This window comes from Pseudomonas sp. FG47, from assembly GCF_057809115.1.
This window is the reverse complement of sequence record NZ_JBMDJI010000062.1, coordinates 1-15,167: the sequence shown is the minus strand read 5'-3', so window position 1 is coordinate 15,167 and position 15,167 is coordinate 1. Positions and strand designations below refer to the sequence as shown.

Here is a 15,167-nt window from a genome sequence, read left to right as displayed (position 1 = left end):
GAAAGTATCGGCGCCTGCCTTGGTGCTTGTCGTGAGTCGGTACCAACAAGGCGGACCAGGTGATGGCGCAGAAGAGATTGGCCCGAAACAAATGTAGGAGCCGGCTTGCCGGCGAAGCGCCGCGCGGGCGGCGCTCGATCTGCCAGGCGCTGAATGCCTAACGGCGAACACCCCTCAACGCCGACTCAACCTCCAGACGACCACCTCTAACTCCCCTCCCCCCCTTCCAACTATCTATGCACCTATATAAAGAACCCTACCGCGCCGCCACCGCCCGTTCCGCCGCCTTCCCCTGCTGACGCAAAGGCCGCGGTCGCCACCAGTTCTGCCCGGCATGGGGCGAGTCCAGGCTGACCCGCTCCCCCATCTGGGGCGTGCTCAACGGCACCTGTGCCGCGTTGGCCAACGCCAGGATGCGTTCATAAGGCTCCTGCCAACTGTGAGTCGACAAATCGAACGTGCCGTTGTGGATCGGCAGCAGCCAGCGCCCCCGCACATCCCGATGCGCCTGCAAGCTTTGCTCAGGCTGCATATGCACGTTGGGCCAGGCCAGATTGTAGGCGCCGGTCTCCATCAAAGTGATATCGAATGGCCCGAAGCGCTCGCCGATTTCGCGAAAGCCCGCGAAGTATCCGGTGTCACCGCTGAAGAATACGCGCAGGTCCTCGTCTATCATCACCCAGGACGCCCACAACCTGCGGTTGCTGTCGAACAACCCGCGCCCCGAGAAATGCTGCGCCGGGGTCGCGACGAAACGCACGCCCTCGACTTCGGTGCCTTGCCACCAGTCCAGTTGCCGCACCTTGGCGGCCGGCACGCCCCACTCGATCAGCAAATCACCGACGCCCAACGGCGCAAGGAAATATTCGGCGCGCGGCGCCAACCGGCGAATCGCCTGTTCGTCAAGGTGGTCGAAATGATCATGGGACAGGATCACCGCCGTCAGCGGCGGTAGGTCATCCAGTGCCAGAGGGGGCGCGTGGAAACGCAACGGCCCGGCCCACTGCACCGGTGAAGCGCGTTCGGCGAATACCGGATCGGTAATGAAGAAACGCCCACGCAGCTTCAACAGTACGGTGGAGTGTCCAAGGCGCCAAAGGCTGCGATCCGGAGCATCGACTACCTGCTGACGGGTCATGGGCTGCACGCTGAGCGCATTACCGGGCCGGGTCTCGGGCGGCTTGCGCAACAACAGGTATTTCAGGCCGATGCGCAACTTTTTGAGCACGCCATCCTGGGGCAGTTCGGCCTGGTTGTGAAAGCGTCCATCCCGATGCGGCGCCGGTTCACCGGCGGGTGACGACAGAGGAGCCATGAGCAGGAGCACTCCGAGCAAGAGGAAAGCCTTCATATTACCCCACAGGGTCGGATCAACCGTGAAATGGCTTGTAAGGCCATTTTTCGCCGATGAACGATTGTTCAACAATATTCACACGACTTATGCGATAAACGGCGCCTCACAGAAGAACAACTACCATGACCGACAACCGCAGCGGCAAAGGGCTCTCTTTCGTCAGGCGCATCTATCTGCCGCGCATCATCGGCTTGGGTATCGGCCTGTTCAGCGTCATGGCCGCCGTCGCGTCGCTGCACCTACCTGACTGGGCTTGGGCTTTGCTGCTGTTCCATGGCCTGCTGTGGCCCCATGTGGCTTATCAATGGGCACTGCGTTCAGCCACACCGTATCAGGCCGAGCAACGCAATATCTTGCTGGACTCGCTGATGGGCGGCTTCTGGACCGCGGCCATGCAGTTCAACCCCCTGCCTAGCGTCACCATCCTGTCGATGATGACCATGAACAATGTCGCCGCTGGCGGTATGCGCATGCTGCTGCGTGGCCTACTGGCCCAAGGGTGCGGCATGCTGCTGGCCACCGCCCTGCTCGGCTCGGGGCTACGGTTACAGACTACTGGGTTGCAGATCCTCGCCTGCCTGCCGATGCTCACCCTCTACCCCTTGGCCTTGGGCTGGGTGTGCTACCAGTTGGCGATCAAGCTGGCCGAGCACAAACGCCGGCTCAGTGCCCTGAGCCGCACCGACAGCCTGACTGGCCTGCTCAATCATGGCTCATGGAAGGACACGCTGCTGCTCAAGTTCCAGATCTGTCGACAACAGCGACTGCCGGCGGTGGTGGCGCTGATCGACATCGATCATTTCAAGGCCATCAACGACACCTACGGCCATGTGGTCGGTGACTGCGTACTGCGCCAACTCAGCCAGGAGTTGCGGCGCAACCTGCGCGAGGACGACCTGGCCGGGCGCTATGGCGGCGACGAATTCTGCGTGATCCTGCCAGGCGCCCACGGGGCCCAGGCCTGCCAGGCGATGGAGCGCCTGCGCGAGCGCGTGGGCGCTTACCGCAACCCGCAGCTGCCAGCGCTGCGCATCAGCCTGAGCATCGGCCTGGCGGACCTGCACCCGCGCCTGAGCTCCCCGGAGCACTGGCTCGAAGAGGCCGACAAAGCCTTGTATGCCGCCAAGCGCCTGGGCCGCGACCAAGTCAATTTTGCCCGCGACGAGGTCGCCCCGCTGAAGCTGGCCTATCCTGAGTGAACCTTCCCCCAGGCCCCGGGCGGAAGACTGCTGTTGAAGGAGTCGCCCGTACATGGACAGGAACGTCGACCTTTCACCCTTGAGCCCCACCTCCCGCCTGCAAGTGCGTCGCCTGGTGGTCGGGTTCTGTGCGCTGTTCGGGCTCGCTTGCCTGATCGCCTTGGGGGCACTGTTCAACATCGCCGCCACCCTGGACCAGCAAGAGCAGGATCGTAGTACCTTCCACGCCACTCAAGCACTGCAGCAACGGCTGCTGGCCTCGCGTCAGTTCCTTTCCAGCTACGCGGTGTGGGACGCCGCCCAGGAACACCTGGTCGGCCAGCTCGACTGGCACTGGGCCTACGAAGAAAAGAACGTGGGCGAATCGCTGTTCAGCGCCAGCGGCTACGAAGGCGTGTTCGTGGTCGACGACTCGCGTACCAGCTATGCCCTGTTCAAGGGAAAACCCTCCGACTCCCCCGCCAGCGCCTACCTTGACAGCCCCTTGGCAGCCATCATCGACGAAGCTCGCAAGGCTGCGCCGGCCCGCGAGCAGGTCACCCATTTCGTGCGTTTCAACGGCTGGCCCGCCGTGCTTAGCGCCGCGGCCATTCGCCCGGACAAGGACGTCCTGGAGGGTGAAGTCAGCCAAGCACCGGTGATGATCTTCGTCGATCAACTGACCGAGACGAAACTGACTCGACTGGGCGAAGGCGCGGGGCTGACGCGGATGCGCCTGGAAAAGAACCTAGCCAGCACCGACCAGCAACCGCATATCACCCTCGGCGACACCGGCTATCACCTGGCCTGGGACAGCCCGCAACCGGGGCATCAGTTGCTCTGGGCGGTACTCCCGGCGCTGCTGGGGGTACTGTTGGTGCTGGGCCTGGTGCTGCTCTACCTGATTCGTCATGCCCTGCGCAGCTCCCAAGCCGTCGACCAAAGCCTGCTGCGCCTGCAACAGAGCAACCAGGCCCTGGAAATCAGCGAGCAGCGGTTTCGCGCGGTGGCCGAGTCTGCTTCCGACTGGATCTGGGAAACCGACCGCCACCACCGCCTGACCTATCTGTCGCAACGCTTCGCCATCGTCACGGGCTATCGCAGCGAAGCCTGGCTAGGCCAGCCGCTGAACCAACTGCTGTCCTGTGACACCACGCCCTTGCTGCCCTGGCTGGACAGCCAGGTCGACAACGATGGGCAACAACTGGCCAACCTGCGCTGCAACTATGACGACGCCACCGGGCAAAACCGCTACTGCCGCATCTCCGCCCGCTCAATCCTGTTCGACGACAAACTTGTCGGCTTCCGCGGCACGGCCAGCGACATCACCGACGAAGTCGCCGCCCATGCCCGCATCCAGCATCTATCGATGCACGACGCCCTCACCGGCCTGGCCAACCGCAACAAACTTTCGCGCCACCTGGAGCAAGCCCTGTTGCGCGGCAGCGACGGCCCGCCCTTGACCCTGCTGCTGCTGGATCTAGACAGTTTCAAACCCATCAACGATTCCCTCGGCCACCCGGCAGGCGACGCGGTACTGCAAGAGGTGGCCACACGCCTGCGTGACACTACCCGCGACGGGGACCTGGTGGCACGCCTGGGTGGCGACGAATTCGTCCTGGTCCTGCACGGGCTGGGTAACCGCAGCGAGATCGACCGTTTTTGCGCCCGTCTGATAGGCCTGTTGCAACAGCCCATCATGTTCGAGGAGCACCAGTTGCACATCGGCGCCAGCGTCGGCATCGCCCTGGCCCAGCCCCAGGGCTTCGATGCTGGCGAGCTGATCCGCTGTGCCGATATCGCCCTGTACCAGGCCAAAGCCGACGGCAAGAATACCTGGCGCTACTTCTCCCCCGAGATGAACCAGCAGATCCAGTACCGCCGACAACTGGAAAACGACCTGCGCCGGGCGATCAAGCAGCACGAGTTCGTCCTGCACTACCAGCCGCGCTATCGCCTGGAAGACCTGAAGATCGTCTCGGTGGAGGCGCTGCTGCGCTGGCAGCACCCGCAAGAAGGCCTGCTCGGGCCGGATACCTTCATCCCTCTGGCCGAACAGAGCGACTTGATCGTGCCCCTTGGCCGCTGGGTATTGGCCGAGGCCTGCCGCGCCGCCCTCGGCTGGCCTGCGCAACTGGTGGTGTCGGTCAACCTGTCACCGGCTCAGTTCTCACGCAGCGATGTAGTCGCCGATGTGCGTCAAATCCTGTTGGAGACCGGTTTCCCGGCCCAGCGCCTGGAGCTGGAAATCACCGAGAACGTGATGCTCAACGACATCGAAGGTGCCCTGGGCACCATGCTGGCGCTCAAGGAGCTGGGCGTACGTCTGAACATGGACGATTTCGGCACCGGTTACTCGTCGCTGGGCTACCTGCGTACCTACCCGTTCGACAGCATCAAGATCGACAAACGCTTCATCGCCGGCTTGAGCAACCATAGCGGCAACGACCGGGCGGTGGTACAGGCCATCATCAACCTGGGCAAGGCCATGGGCTTGACGGTAACGGCCGAGGGGGTGGAAACCGAGCAGCAACTGAAAGCGCTGGGCAAGGAGCAGTGCCACGAGGTGCAGGGCTACTACCTGAGCAAGCCGGTGGACCGCGCAGGGTTCGAGGCACTGCTGGCGGGGCGTGAGGCGCGTCAGGACGTGAGCTGACGCACGTTGCGCTCGGCGACGATCTCCGGCAGGTCGGTACGCCGCAGGTAAAGCCGCAGCGGCTCGCCGATGTTCAAGCGGTCATCCACATGCTGCTCCAGCAGCAGCGCCAGCCGTGTCCTGCACAACGCCATGCGGGTATCGGCCTCGAGCCGCCAGACGAATTCACTACAGGGGGTGATGCTGTCGTCAGCCACATCCATGCCGAACGAATCTTCGGAAAAACGCACGATATGAGTGCCGCGCTTGCCGTGGAAACCAACGAAGCCCTTGAGCTGGTCGGCAGCGTTGCAGATGTCCTGGGATGTAATGGCCATGGCGTTACCTCGCAAAAAGTTCGGAAGTGACGCACGCCGGGCAAACGGTCGCCTCTGGCGGGCAACGCGCAGGTGCCAGACTACCCCATGTAGCAGACCGTTCGCCAAGGTTTTTCCAACGCAGCCTCAAGGCCCGCTAGACTGATTTTTCCAAGCTGCTTCAGCCGCCATCGGATCCGGATTTTCATGACCCAGGCCGTCACCGCCGACATCGCCATCATTAGCCGCATCACCGCCGTACCGGCCGTCCTCCAGGTGATTTGCGAAACCACCGGCCTACGCTTTGCCGCCGTGGCACGGGTCACCGACAGCAGTTGGACCGCTTGCGCCGTGCTCGACACCCTCGGCTTTGGCCTGCAGGTCGGCGACCAACTCGATGTCGCCACCACCCTGTGTCACGAAATCCGCAGCACCCGGCAAACCATCGTGATCGACAAGGCCAGTACGGATGAGCAGTACTGCCACCATCGCACCCCAAGGCTGTATCGTTTCGAAAGCTACATCTCGGTCCCCGTGCTACGCACCGATGGCGCCTTCTTCGGCACCATCTGCGCCCTGGACAGCAACCCGACGCCGCTCAAGGGCACGGCCATCCAGCCGATGATGGAATCTTTCGCCCGCCTGCTGGCAATCCAGATCGAAAGCGAGGAAAACGCCCAGTGCACGGAGCGCGCCCTGGAAAAGGAACGGGCCAGCGCCGAGGTACGCGAACAGTTCATCGCCGTGCTCGGCCATGACCTGCGCAACCCACTGTTCGCCATTACTGCCGGGGCCGAGCTGCTGACCCAGCGCATACAAGACGACAAGCAGCAGGCCATCGCTCGTCATATCCTCACCTGCGGACTACGCGCCACGCAGTTGGTGCGCGACATGCTGGACTTCGCCCGCGGCCGCCTGGGCGCGGGCATCCCGCTGAACCTGGAACCCTGCGACGACCTGCGCACCGCCCTGGAACATGTCGCCTCCGAGCTGCAAAGAGTCCAACCGCAGCGGCGTATCACCCTGGAGATAGGCCCAGTCGCCGGCGTATTGTGCGACCGCGAACGGATCACCCAGCTACTTTCCAACCTGATCGCCAACGCCTTGGACCACGGTGATCCACTGGGCGAAGTGAAGGTCCGCGCCGCACTGACCGACGGCAGCTTCATACTCAGCGTGCATAACGAGGGGGCGCCCATTGCGCCACAGTCCTTACCGCTGCTGTTCCAACCGTTCAGCCGCCCGCTGTCGGGCACGCCGCGGGAAGGCCTTGGGTTGGGCCTGTACATCGCCAACCAGATCGCCCTGGCGCATGGCGGTCATATAGAGGTGACCTCCAGTAACGAGGCCGGCACCCTGTTCAGCTTTTGCCTGCCACTGGATCGACCTGCGACTGCAACAACACCGCCAGCCAATTCATGAACGCCTGGACCCGACGCGGCACGTGGCGCTGCCGGGCATACAGCAGCGACACCGGCATGGCCCGGGCTTGCCATGGTTCGAGCAGCGCCACCAACTCGCCGCGGCGCAGGTGCTCATCGACCCCGACCGCCGGCACCTGGATCAACCCCAGGCCCGCCAGGCAGGCCGCGGAATAAGCCTCGGCATTGTTCACCGTGACCACGCCGCCCATGGCCTGGAAGCGCAACTCGCCCTCCTGTTCGTACTCGAACCCCTGGCTGCGCGCGCCAAGGTTGCGCACATAGTGGACCAGACGGTGTTCGACCAGGTCTTCCAAGGTATGCGGCACGCCGTAGCGCTCAAGGTAAGCGGGACTCGCGCAATTGCGCATGCTCAACCGTCCCACGGGTCGCGCCACCACGTCCAGGTCGCTCAGCGCGCCGATGCGCATCACGCAGTCAAAGCCTTCACGCAGCAGGTCTACCTGGCGATCGGTACAACTGATTTCCACCTCTAGCCGCGGGAAACGCTCGAGAAACTGCGGCAGCGCCGGCACGATCAGCCGCCGCGCCATCATGGTCGGCAGGTCTATGCGCAGGCGCCCGGCCAGCTCGGCGTCATCGCCGCGGAACAGGCTCTCGATCTCGTCCATCCCCGACAGCAGGTCCTTGCCGCGCTCGTACAGCAAGATGCCATCCTGGGTCGCCTGTACCCGGCGGGTGGTACGGTTGAACAAGCGTGTGCCCAGCAAGCTCTCCAACGCCCGCACCTGCTCGGACACAGTCGAACGCGGCAAGCCGAGGCTCTCGCCGGCCAGGGTGAAACTGCTCAGCTCGCTAACCCTGACAAAGGTGCGCAACAGGTCGAGCTTGTTCATAGAGGGGGCCTATTGTCTGAAATTACCGAACAGTATTTCCGGAATCACAGGATTTAACAGCCACCTGCCGACCAATAACCTTGTCATCCATCGTCCCCCACCCAAGGTAATCGACATGACTCGCAAAATTGCACTGATCACCGGCGCCAGCCGCGGCCTGGGCAGGAACACTGCCGAACACCTGGCCAGCCGTGGTATCGACATCATCGGCACCTATCACAGCAAAGCCGACGAAGCCCGCGCCGTGGCCGCCTCGCTGGAGCAGGCCGGGGTGCGCGCAGCGATGCTGCAACTGGATGTCAGCGACAGCGCCAGTTTCGCCACCTTCGTCGAGCGACTGAGCGAAACCCTCGCACAGCAGTTCGAGGGGCGCCCGCTTGACTACCTGGTTAACAATGCCGGCATCGGCCTGAACGTGCCGTTCAGCGAAACCAGCGAGGCACAGTTCGACCAGTTGCTGAACATTCAGCTCAAGGGCCCGTTCTTCCTGACCCAACGCCTGCTGCCAGTTCTGGCCGATGGTGGCCGCATCGTCAACATCTCCACCGGTCTGACCCGCTTCGCCCTGCCTGGCTACGCCGCCTATGCGGCCATGAAAGGCGCGATGGAAGTCCTGACCCGTTACCAGGCCAAGGAGTTGGGTGCGCGCGGCATTCGCGTCAACATCCTCGCCCCCGGCGCCATCGAGACCGACTTCGGCGGCGGCGTGGTACGTGACAACGCGCAGGTCAATGACTTCATTGCAGGTAACACCGCCCTGGGCCGGGTCGGGCTGCCGGACGATATCGGCGCGGCCATCGCGCTGCTGCTGGAGGACGGCAACGGCTGGATCAGCGGGCAACGCCTGGAGGTCTCCGGCGGGATGTTCCTCTGAGCCAAGCGGTCAACGTGGGAGCGGGCTTGCTTGGCGAGCATCGGCAAAGCCGATGCCCTCCAGCCCAGGGCCTGCCCGCTCCCACAGCAAGGCCAGTGCAGGGAGTTGCATAGCTTGATGGGTCAGGCACAGTCCGATCCGTCGCCGCAGGCCCGGGCCACTGCCCGGTTGCCAATAGACGCCCGGATGCCGCTCGACCAACGACTGCGGCAACCAGGCCGCTCCCAGACCAGCGGCGACCATGGCCAGGGCCAATTGCAGCGAAGCGGCCTGCGCCACCTGCTCGCCATCGCCATACAAGCCCATCAAGCGCTGGTGCGACGCATGTTGCGGACAACTGACCCAGCGCCCGTCGGGTTGGCTGCCAATGGCCATCACCCGCACGAACGCTTCCTCCCAGAGCGGCAAAAACAGTTCGTCCTCGCAGCGTTGGGCTTCATCGGCCAACCGCGCATCGCCGTCGCAGCCCTCCAGCAAGGTCAACTGCAACCCGGCCACTGCCTCGCTGGCCAGGCGTACGCAGGCTTCGACCTGCGCCGGGGCGATGTCCGGCTCGACCCCCAAGGCCAAGGCTATCCGCTGCTGGCCTTGGCGAAACCGCAGACGCAGCGCTTCGGCCTCGGCCACCATGCGGCAGGCCTGAGGGTAGAGTTCGCGAGCCTGCTCGCTCACCGTCACCCCGCGGGCCTGGCGCAAGAACAACGGCGTGCCCAGGTCGTCCTCCAGCTGGCGAATGGTCACCGACAAGGTGGGCTGTGCCACACACAAGCGTTGCGCGGCGGCAGTGATGTTGCGCGCTTCGAACACCGCGATAAAAGCCTTGAGGTGACGCATATCCATAGGTAAATCCGATGCCATCCAAAGAAATAAGCCGTTTTTCAGGCCGGGAATGACTACCTAGAATTCAGGCCATCGATAACGATTATGCCTTGGAGATACCCATGAACAAACCACTGATCGTCGTCACCGGTGCCAGCTCCGGCATCGGCGCCGCCACCGCCCGACTGTTCGCCGCCGCTGGCCACCCACTGCTGCTGATCGCTCGACGACTGGAGCGCTTGGAGGCACTGGCGCTGCCCAACTGCCTGTGCCGTGCCGTGGATATCCGAGATCGCGCGGCGCTGGTTGCGGCAGTGACCGAAGCCGAGACGCTGTACGGTCCGGCCGACGCGCTGGTGAACAACGCAGGCGTGATGCTGCTGGGCCAGATGCACGAGCAAGACCCACAACAGTGGGAGCGCATGTTCGACGTCAACGTGAAGGGTCTGCTCAACGGCGTGCATGCCTTGATCGGCGGTATGCGCGAACGGCGCCGGGGCACCCTGATCAATGTCAGTTCGGTGGCCGGGCGCAAGACCTTCCCCAGCCATGTCGCCTATGTGGGCAGCAAGTTCGCCGTGCATGGGTTGTCGGAGAACCTGCGCGAGGAATTGGCAGCGCACAATGTGCGCGTGGTGACCATCGCCCCTGGAGCCGTGGAGACCGAACTGCTCGGGCACACCACCGACGAGGGCATCAAGCGTGACTACGAGGCGTGGAAAGCCAATGACATGGGCGGCGTGGTACTGGCGGCCGAGGATGTGGCCGGGGCGATCGTCTGGGCGTATCAGCAGCCACAACAGGTGTGCATCCGCGAGATCGTGCTGGCGGCCACGGCACAGCAGCCTTGAGTTTGTAGCCGTGCTGGATGGCTAGCGCCCAACGGCATTTTTTCCAGGCAAAAAAATGGGCGACCGAAGTCGCCCTAAATGCCTTGCGTGCTCCTGAACCCGGAACGATTCAGCGCTGATTGCGCTTTTTCGAATCCTTCCAGATGAAAATCCCCAGACCGGCGAAGAACGCCAACATCAATCCGACCGTTACCACACCTGCGATAACCACGTTGTCGAAGAACATGTCGGCCCCTCCCTTGGTGTGCCGTCATCCGATGGGTGCAAGGTAACCAATGCCGGGGGAGAGAAAATTGACCGGAGTCAAAGGTGCCCGGGGCCGGGCACGCAAGGCGGGTGCGGGGTTGACCTGAATCAGTTTTTAGCGCTTCTTCGGCTTGCCCTTGGGCTTTTTCTTCTTGGCCTGGCTCAGCGGCATGGCTTGCTCGAAAGCCTGACGCATGTCGTTCAGGCGCTTGTCGTTGAGGTCGTGGATACGTTTGGCGCGCTCGGCACCGAAGTCGATCAGGTTGTCTTGGCTCATGGGCGGGCTCGACGGACAGCAGAGGCCTTCATGATGAAGGCAAGCGTGGGTGCTGACTAGTCAGACTTCGATATCCACCAGCAAGCCCTGGCGCGTGCGCTCGCCCAACGGCGCTACCGGTACGGTGTTGTCGGCATTGAGCTCATCGCCTGGCATGGCCTCATGGCGCTCGGCTTCGGCCTGCTCGCGCCGCTGTTGCTGGCGGCGCTGCTCGTCACGCAGCAACAGCACTTGCTCCTCGGGGTCGCGATGACGCTTGAGGTCGACGCTGGCGTCGCTGGAGGCAGGCTGCGCCGGCACCACAGGGGGAATGGTCGGCGGCGGCTTGACCGGATCCTGTTGCGAGGTCACGGGGGCGGCACTGAGCGGGATGATCGGCGGCAGCATGGCATGGTCTCCTGTAACCACTGTGTCGGCCGCCGACACGCCGCCTTGAATAGCGCCGGGCAACGGTGTGCGGTGCGTCACAACCGCCAGTATAGAACGCGGCTATTCGGCGTCGTCGGGGCCGTCGTCCGGCGTGCTGACCGAATCGTTCCACGGCCGTTTGTAGACCTGCTGCCACACCGCATCCATATGCTCGCGCAGCACCTGTGGCGCGCCTTTGAGCGAGGCGCTGTCCTCGCGTTCGCCGCCGAACGGGTCCTCGCCGGGCGGGGCGATCAGCGACTGGCCGGTGATGGTGTAGCTGGCCTGCCCTTCGCGCATCTCGATGGCGATGTCGTGCGGGTCGATCCCACCGCCGCAGAACGCATGGCTGGCCACGGTCACTTCGGCCACGCCGTCCTTGTTCAGGTCGCTGACATCGCTGACGTCGGCATAGAAGTCGACATCCAGGTCAAGGCCGGCACAGGTGGTCTCCTGCTCGATCTGCCAGCGTGCCTTGAAGGCATCGCCACCGGCGGCGCGGCCATACACGGTGGCCTTGAGCACCACCTTGTCGACCTCTTCCTCGGTATCCGGGTCGGTGGCCTGGCCATCGACCCGGCTCAATACCAGCAAACCCTCGCCGTCGCGGTCATGAAAGTGCACGCTCTTGATCGGCGTCTGCACGCCGAGCACCTCCAGTTGCTCCACTGGAATGGGCGGCAGGATCTCGAAGCTTTTCTGTTCGCAAGCGGCCAGCAGCGCCAGGCTGCCCAGGGCCAAGGAGAGGTTCAACCAACGGTGCTTGGCAAACATGTGGCGCTTGGCCCTCGTGACGGGACGGTGTGCCTCGACGAACACGCTAGACTCTCTACTCGTTCGAGTAATCTTTGGTCTGGCGCAGCCGATCCGGTAACATGAGCGGCTTTTTCATCGCGGGAGTTTTGGCAGTATGGCGCAGCAGTATCAACCGGGGCAACGCTGGATCAGCGACAGCGAAGCCGAGCTAGGTCTTGGGACCATCCTGGCGCAGGATGGCCGCCTGTTGACCGTGCTCTACCCGGCCACGGGCGACACCCGCCAGTACTCGCTACGCAATGCGCCGCTGACCCGCGTGCGTTTCTCGCCCGGCGACCAGATCACCCATTTCGAGGGCTGGAAGCTGACCGTGCGTGAAGTCGAGGATGTCGACGGCCTGCTGGTCTACCACGGCATCGACGGGCAGAACCAGACGTGCACGCTACCCGAGACACAACTGTCGAACTTCATCCAGTTCCGCCTGGCCAGCGACCGTCTGTTCGCCGGGCAGATCGACCCGCTGTCGTGGTTCTCGCTGCGCTACAACACCCTGCAGCACACCAGCAAGCAGATGCTCTCCACCCTGTGGGGCCTGGGTGGCGTGCGTGCCCAACCTATCGCCCACCAGTTGCACATCGCCCGTGAAGTGGCCGACCGCATTGCCCCCCGCGTACTGCTGGCCGACGAAGTGGGCCTGGGCAAGACCATCGAGGCCGGCCTGGTGATCCACCGCCAGCTGCTGTCCGGTCGCGCCAGCCGCGTGCTGATCCTGGTGCCGGAAAACCTCCAGCACCAATGGCTGGTGGAAATGCGCCGACGTTTCAACCTGCAGGTCGCGCTATTCGATGCCGAGCGTTTCATCGAAAGCGACGCCAGCAACCCGTTCGAGGATGCCCAGCTGGCGCTGGTCGCCCTGGAGTGGCTGGTGGACGACGAGAAGGCCCAGGATGCGCTGTTTGCCGCTGGCTGGGACCTGATGGTGGTCGACGAAGCCCACCACCTGGTGTGGCACGAGGAACAGGCCAGCCCCGAGTACGCCCTGGTCGAGCAACTGGCCCAGGTGATCCCCGGCGTGCTGCTGCTCACCGCTACCCCCGAACAGCTCGGCCAGGACAGCCACTTCGCCCGCCTGCGTCTGCTCGACCCCAACCGTTTCCATGACCTGGCCGCGTTCCGCGCCGAGAGCGAGCACTATCGCCCGGTGGCCGAGGCGGTGCAGGAACTGCTCGACGAGGGCCGCCTGTCGCCCAAGGCCCACGCCACCATCCAGGGCTTCCTCGGCGCCGAAGGCGAGGCGCTGCTGGCCGCTGTCAGCGATGGCGACAGCCAGGCCAGCGCCCGCCTGATCCGCGAACTGCTCGACCGCCACGGCACCGGCCGCGTGCTGTTCCGTAACACCCGCGCGGCGATCCAGGGCTTCCCCGAACGCCAGCTGCACCCCTACCCGTTGGCCAACCCCGAGCAGTACGCCGAGCTGCCGTCCGGCGAGCGCGCCGAGCTGTACCCGGAAGTGGCCTTCCAGGCCCAGGGCGAAACCGCCGACGACGAGCGCTGGTGGCGCTTCGACCCGCGGGTCGACTGGCTGATCGACACCCTGAAAATGCTCAAGCGCACCAAGGTGCTGGTGATCTGCGCCCACGCCGAAACCGCCATGGACCTGGAAGACGCCCTGCGCGTGCGCTCCGGCATTCCAGCCACGGTGTTCCACGAGGGCATGAGCATCCTCGAGCGCGACCGCGCCGCGGCCTATTTCGCCGACGAGGAATTTGGCGCCCAGGTGCTGATCTGCTCCGAGATCGGCAGCGAAGGCCGCAACTTCCAGTTTGCCCACCACCTGGTGATGTTCGACCTGCCGGCCCACCCAGACCTGCTCGAGCAGCGCATCGGCCGTCTCGACCGGATCGGCCAGAAGCACACCATCGAGCTGCACATCCCCTACTTGCAGGACAGCCCGCAACAGCGCCTGTTCCAGTGGTACCACGAGGGCCTCAACGCCTTCCTCAATACCTGTCCGACCGGCAACGCCCTGCAGCACCAGTTCGGCCCGCGCCTGCTGGCGCAACTGCCTGGCGGCGACGACAAGGGTTGGGACAAGCTGGTGGCCGAGGCCCGCGTCGAGCGCGAGCGCCTGGAAGCCGAGCTGCACACCGGCCGTGACCGCCTGCTGGAACTCAACTCCGGTGGTGCCGGCGAAGGCCAGGCCCTGGTCGAGGACATTCTCGAACAGGACGACCAGTTCGCCCTGCCGATCTACATGGAAACCCTGTTCGACGCCTTCGGCATCGACAGCGAGGACCACTCGGAAAACGCCTTGGTGCTCAAGCCGAGCGAGAAGATGCTCGACGCCAGCTTCCCGCTGGGCGACGACGAAGGCGTGACCATCACCTACGACCGCGGCCAGGCGCTGTCGCGCGAGGACATGCAGTTCCTCACCTGGGAACACCCGATGGTCCAGGGTGGCATGGACCTGGTGCTGTCCGGCTCGATGGGCAACACCGCCGTGGCGCTGATCAAGAACAAAGCCCTCAAGCCCGGCACCGTACTGCTGGAGCTGCTCTATGTCAGCGAGGTGGTAGCCCCGCGCAGCCTGCAACTGGGCCGCTACCTGCCACCGGCGGCACTGCGCTGCCTGCTCGATGCCAATGGCAACGACCTGGGCCCGCGGGTGGCCTTCGAAACCCTCAACGACCAGCTCGAAAGCGTGCCCAAGGCCAGTGCCAACAAGTTCGTCCAGGCCCAGCGCGACGTGCTGGCCAAGCGCATCGCCGACGGCGAGGCCAAGGTCCTGCCAACCCACGACGAGCGCGTGGCCCAGGCCCGGCAGCGCCTGAGCGCCGAAGCCGACGAGGAGCTGGCGCGCCTGACTGCGTTGAAGGCCGTCAACCCGAGCGTGCGCGACAGCGAGATCGACGCCCTGCGCAAGCAGCGTGAAGAGGGCCTGGCGGCGCTGGAGAAAGCCGCACTGCGCCTGGAAGCGATCCGCGTGCTTGTCGCTGGCTGATCGGGATTCGCGCATCTCCTGTAGGAGCGGCCTTGGGTCGCGAAAGGGTCGCGCAGCGGCCCCAGGATCTTGACTGTGTCGCAAGATTGTCGGGGCTGCTTCGCAGCCCTTCGCGACCCAAGGTGAACTGGCCTAATGATTTTGGACACCTTCTTCGGGCGCTATGATGGCGC

14 protein-coding genes are annotated in these 15,167 nt (G+C 64.2%); 6 read left to right on the top strand and 8 right to left on the bottom strand.

Annotation, left to right across the window (positions count from 1 at the left end; translation table 11 throughout):
• Positions 1-256 precede the first annotated feature (256 nt).
• Entirely contained in the window at positions 257-1,351 is a 1,095-nt protein-coding gene (locus ACODS5_RS24050) for an MBL fold metallo-hydrolase (protein ID WP_489109829.1), read from the bottom strand.
• Positions 1,352-1,476: 125 nt separating this feature from the next.
• Between ACODS5_RS24050 and ACODS5_RS24045 the strand changes: the two genes are divergently transcribed.
• Together ACODS5_RS24045 and ACODS5_RS24040 are read left to right on the top strand one after the other, a co-directional pair.
• Positions 1,477-2,553, top strand: a complete 1,077-nt coding sequence (locus tag ACODS5_RS24045) for a diguanylate cyclase (RefSeq protein WP_489109828.1) — start codon at positions 1,477-1,479, stop codon at positions 2,551-2,553.
• A 52-nt stretch (positions 2,554-2,605) separates the two neighbouring features.
• Entirely contained in the window at positions 2,606-5,188 is a 2,583-nt protein-coding gene (locus ACODS5_RS24040; protein ID WP_489109827.1) for a bifunctional diguanylate cyclase/phosphodiesterase, read from the top strand.
• Here ACODS5_RS24040 and ACODS5_RS24035 read toward each other — a convergent pair.
• Positions 5,173-5,505, bottom strand: a complete 333-nt coding sequence (locus tag ACODS5_RS24035) for a DUF2025 family protein (protein WP_134693772.1) — start codon at positions 5,503-5,505, stop codon at positions 5,173-5,175. The genes ACODS5_RS24040 and ACODS5_RS24035 overlap by 16 nt on opposite strands.
• 186 nt (positions 5,506-5,691) lie before the next feature.
• Here ACODS5_RS24035 and ACODS5_RS24030 point away from each other — a divergent pair, with 186 nt between their 5' ends.
• Positions 5,692-6,906: a GAF domain-containing sensor histidine kinase gene (locus tag ACODS5_RS24030; RefSeq protein ID WP_489109826.1), complete on the top strand. Its 1,215-nt coding sequence runs from the start codon at positions 5,692-5,694 to the stop codon at positions 6,904-6,906.
• Here the strand turns inward: ACODS5_RS24030 and ACODS5_RS24025 are convergent.
• Positions 6,845-7,762 carry a LysR family transcriptional regulator gene (locus ACODS5_RS24025; RefSeq protein ID WP_134693770.1) on the bottom strand — a complete coding sequence of 306 codons (918 nt, stop codon included), beginning with the start codon at positions 7,760-7,762 and terminating at the stop codon, positions 6,845-6,847. The genes ACODS5_RS24030 and ACODS5_RS24025 overlap by 62 nt on opposite strands.
• Positions 7,763-7,877: 115 nt before the next feature.
• On the opposite strand from ACODS5_RS24025, the gene ACODS5_RS24020 reads away from it, so the two are divergent.
• Complete coding sequence (locus ACODS5_RS24020; protein ID WP_489109825.1) at positions 7,878-8,636, top strand: SDR family NAD(P)-dependent oxidoreductase; 759 nt, start codon at positions 7,878-7,880, stop codon at positions 8,634-8,636.
• 9 nt (positions 8,637-8,645) lie between these two features.
• Here ACODS5_RS24020 and ACODS5_RS24015 read toward each other — a convergent pair whose 3' ends face one another.
• On the bottom strand, positions 8,646-9,476 hold the full coding sequence (locus tag ACODS5_RS24015) for a LysR family transcriptional regulator (protein WP_489109824.1): 831 nt from the start codon (positions 9,474-9,476) through the stop codon (positions 8,646-8,648).
• Positions 9,477-9,577: 101 nt separating this feature from the next.
• Here ACODS5_RS24015 and ACODS5_RS24010 point away from each other — a divergent pair, with 101 nt between their 5' ends.
• On the top strand, positions 9,578-10,306 hold the full coding sequence (locus tag ACODS5_RS24010; protein ID WP_489109823.1) for an SDR family oxidoreductase: 729 nt from the start codon (positions 9,578-9,580) through the stop codon (positions 10,304-10,306).
• 109 nt (positions 10,307-10,415) lie between these two features.
• Here the strand turns inward: ACODS5_RS24010 and ccoM are convergent, their stop codons facing one another.
• The 4 genes from ccoM to ACODS5_RS23990 all read right to left on the bottom strand — a co-directional run bounded on the left by ccoM (position 10,416) and on the right by ACODS5_RS23990 (position 12,011).
• Positions 10,416-10,532 carry a cytochrome c oxidase subunit CcoM gene (gene ccoM, locus ACODS5_RS24005; protein WP_023629476.1) on the bottom strand — a complete coding sequence of 39 codons (117 nt, stop codon included), beginning with the start codon at positions 10,530-10,532 and terminating at the stop codon, positions 10,416-10,418.
• Between the two features lie 135 nt (positions 10,533-10,667).
• Positions 10,668-10,829: a hypothetical protein gene (locus tag ACODS5_RS24000; RefSeq protein WP_167659523.1), complete on the bottom strand. Its 162-nt coding sequence runs from the start codon at positions 10,827-10,829 to the stop codon at positions 10,668-10,670.
• 60 nt (positions 10,830-10,889) lie between these two features.
• Positions 10,890-11,216, bottom strand: a complete 327-nt coding sequence (locus tag ACODS5_RS23995; RefSeq protein ID WP_134693766.1) for an aspartate-semialdehyde dehydrogenase — start codon at positions 11,214-11,216, stop codon at positions 10,890-10,892.
• A gap of 102 nt (positions 11,217-11,318) precedes the next feature.
• Positions 11,319-12,011 (bottom strand): M949_RS01915 family surface polysaccharide biosynthesis protein, encoded by a 693-nt coding sequence (locus ACODS5_RS23990; protein WP_134693765.1) that lies wholly within the window; start codon positions 12,009-12,011, stop codon positions 11,319-11,321.
• Between the two features lie 136 nt (positions 12,012-12,147).
• Here ACODS5_RS23990 and rapA point away from each other — a divergent pair, with 136 nt between their 5' ends.
• Complete coding sequence (gene rapA / locus ACODS5_RS23985; RefSeq protein WP_489109822.1) at positions 12,148-14,994, top strand: RNA polymerase-associated protein RapA; 2,847 nt, start codon at positions 12,148-12,150, stop codon at positions 14,992-14,994.
• Positions 14,995-15,167 lie beyond the last annotated feature (173 nt).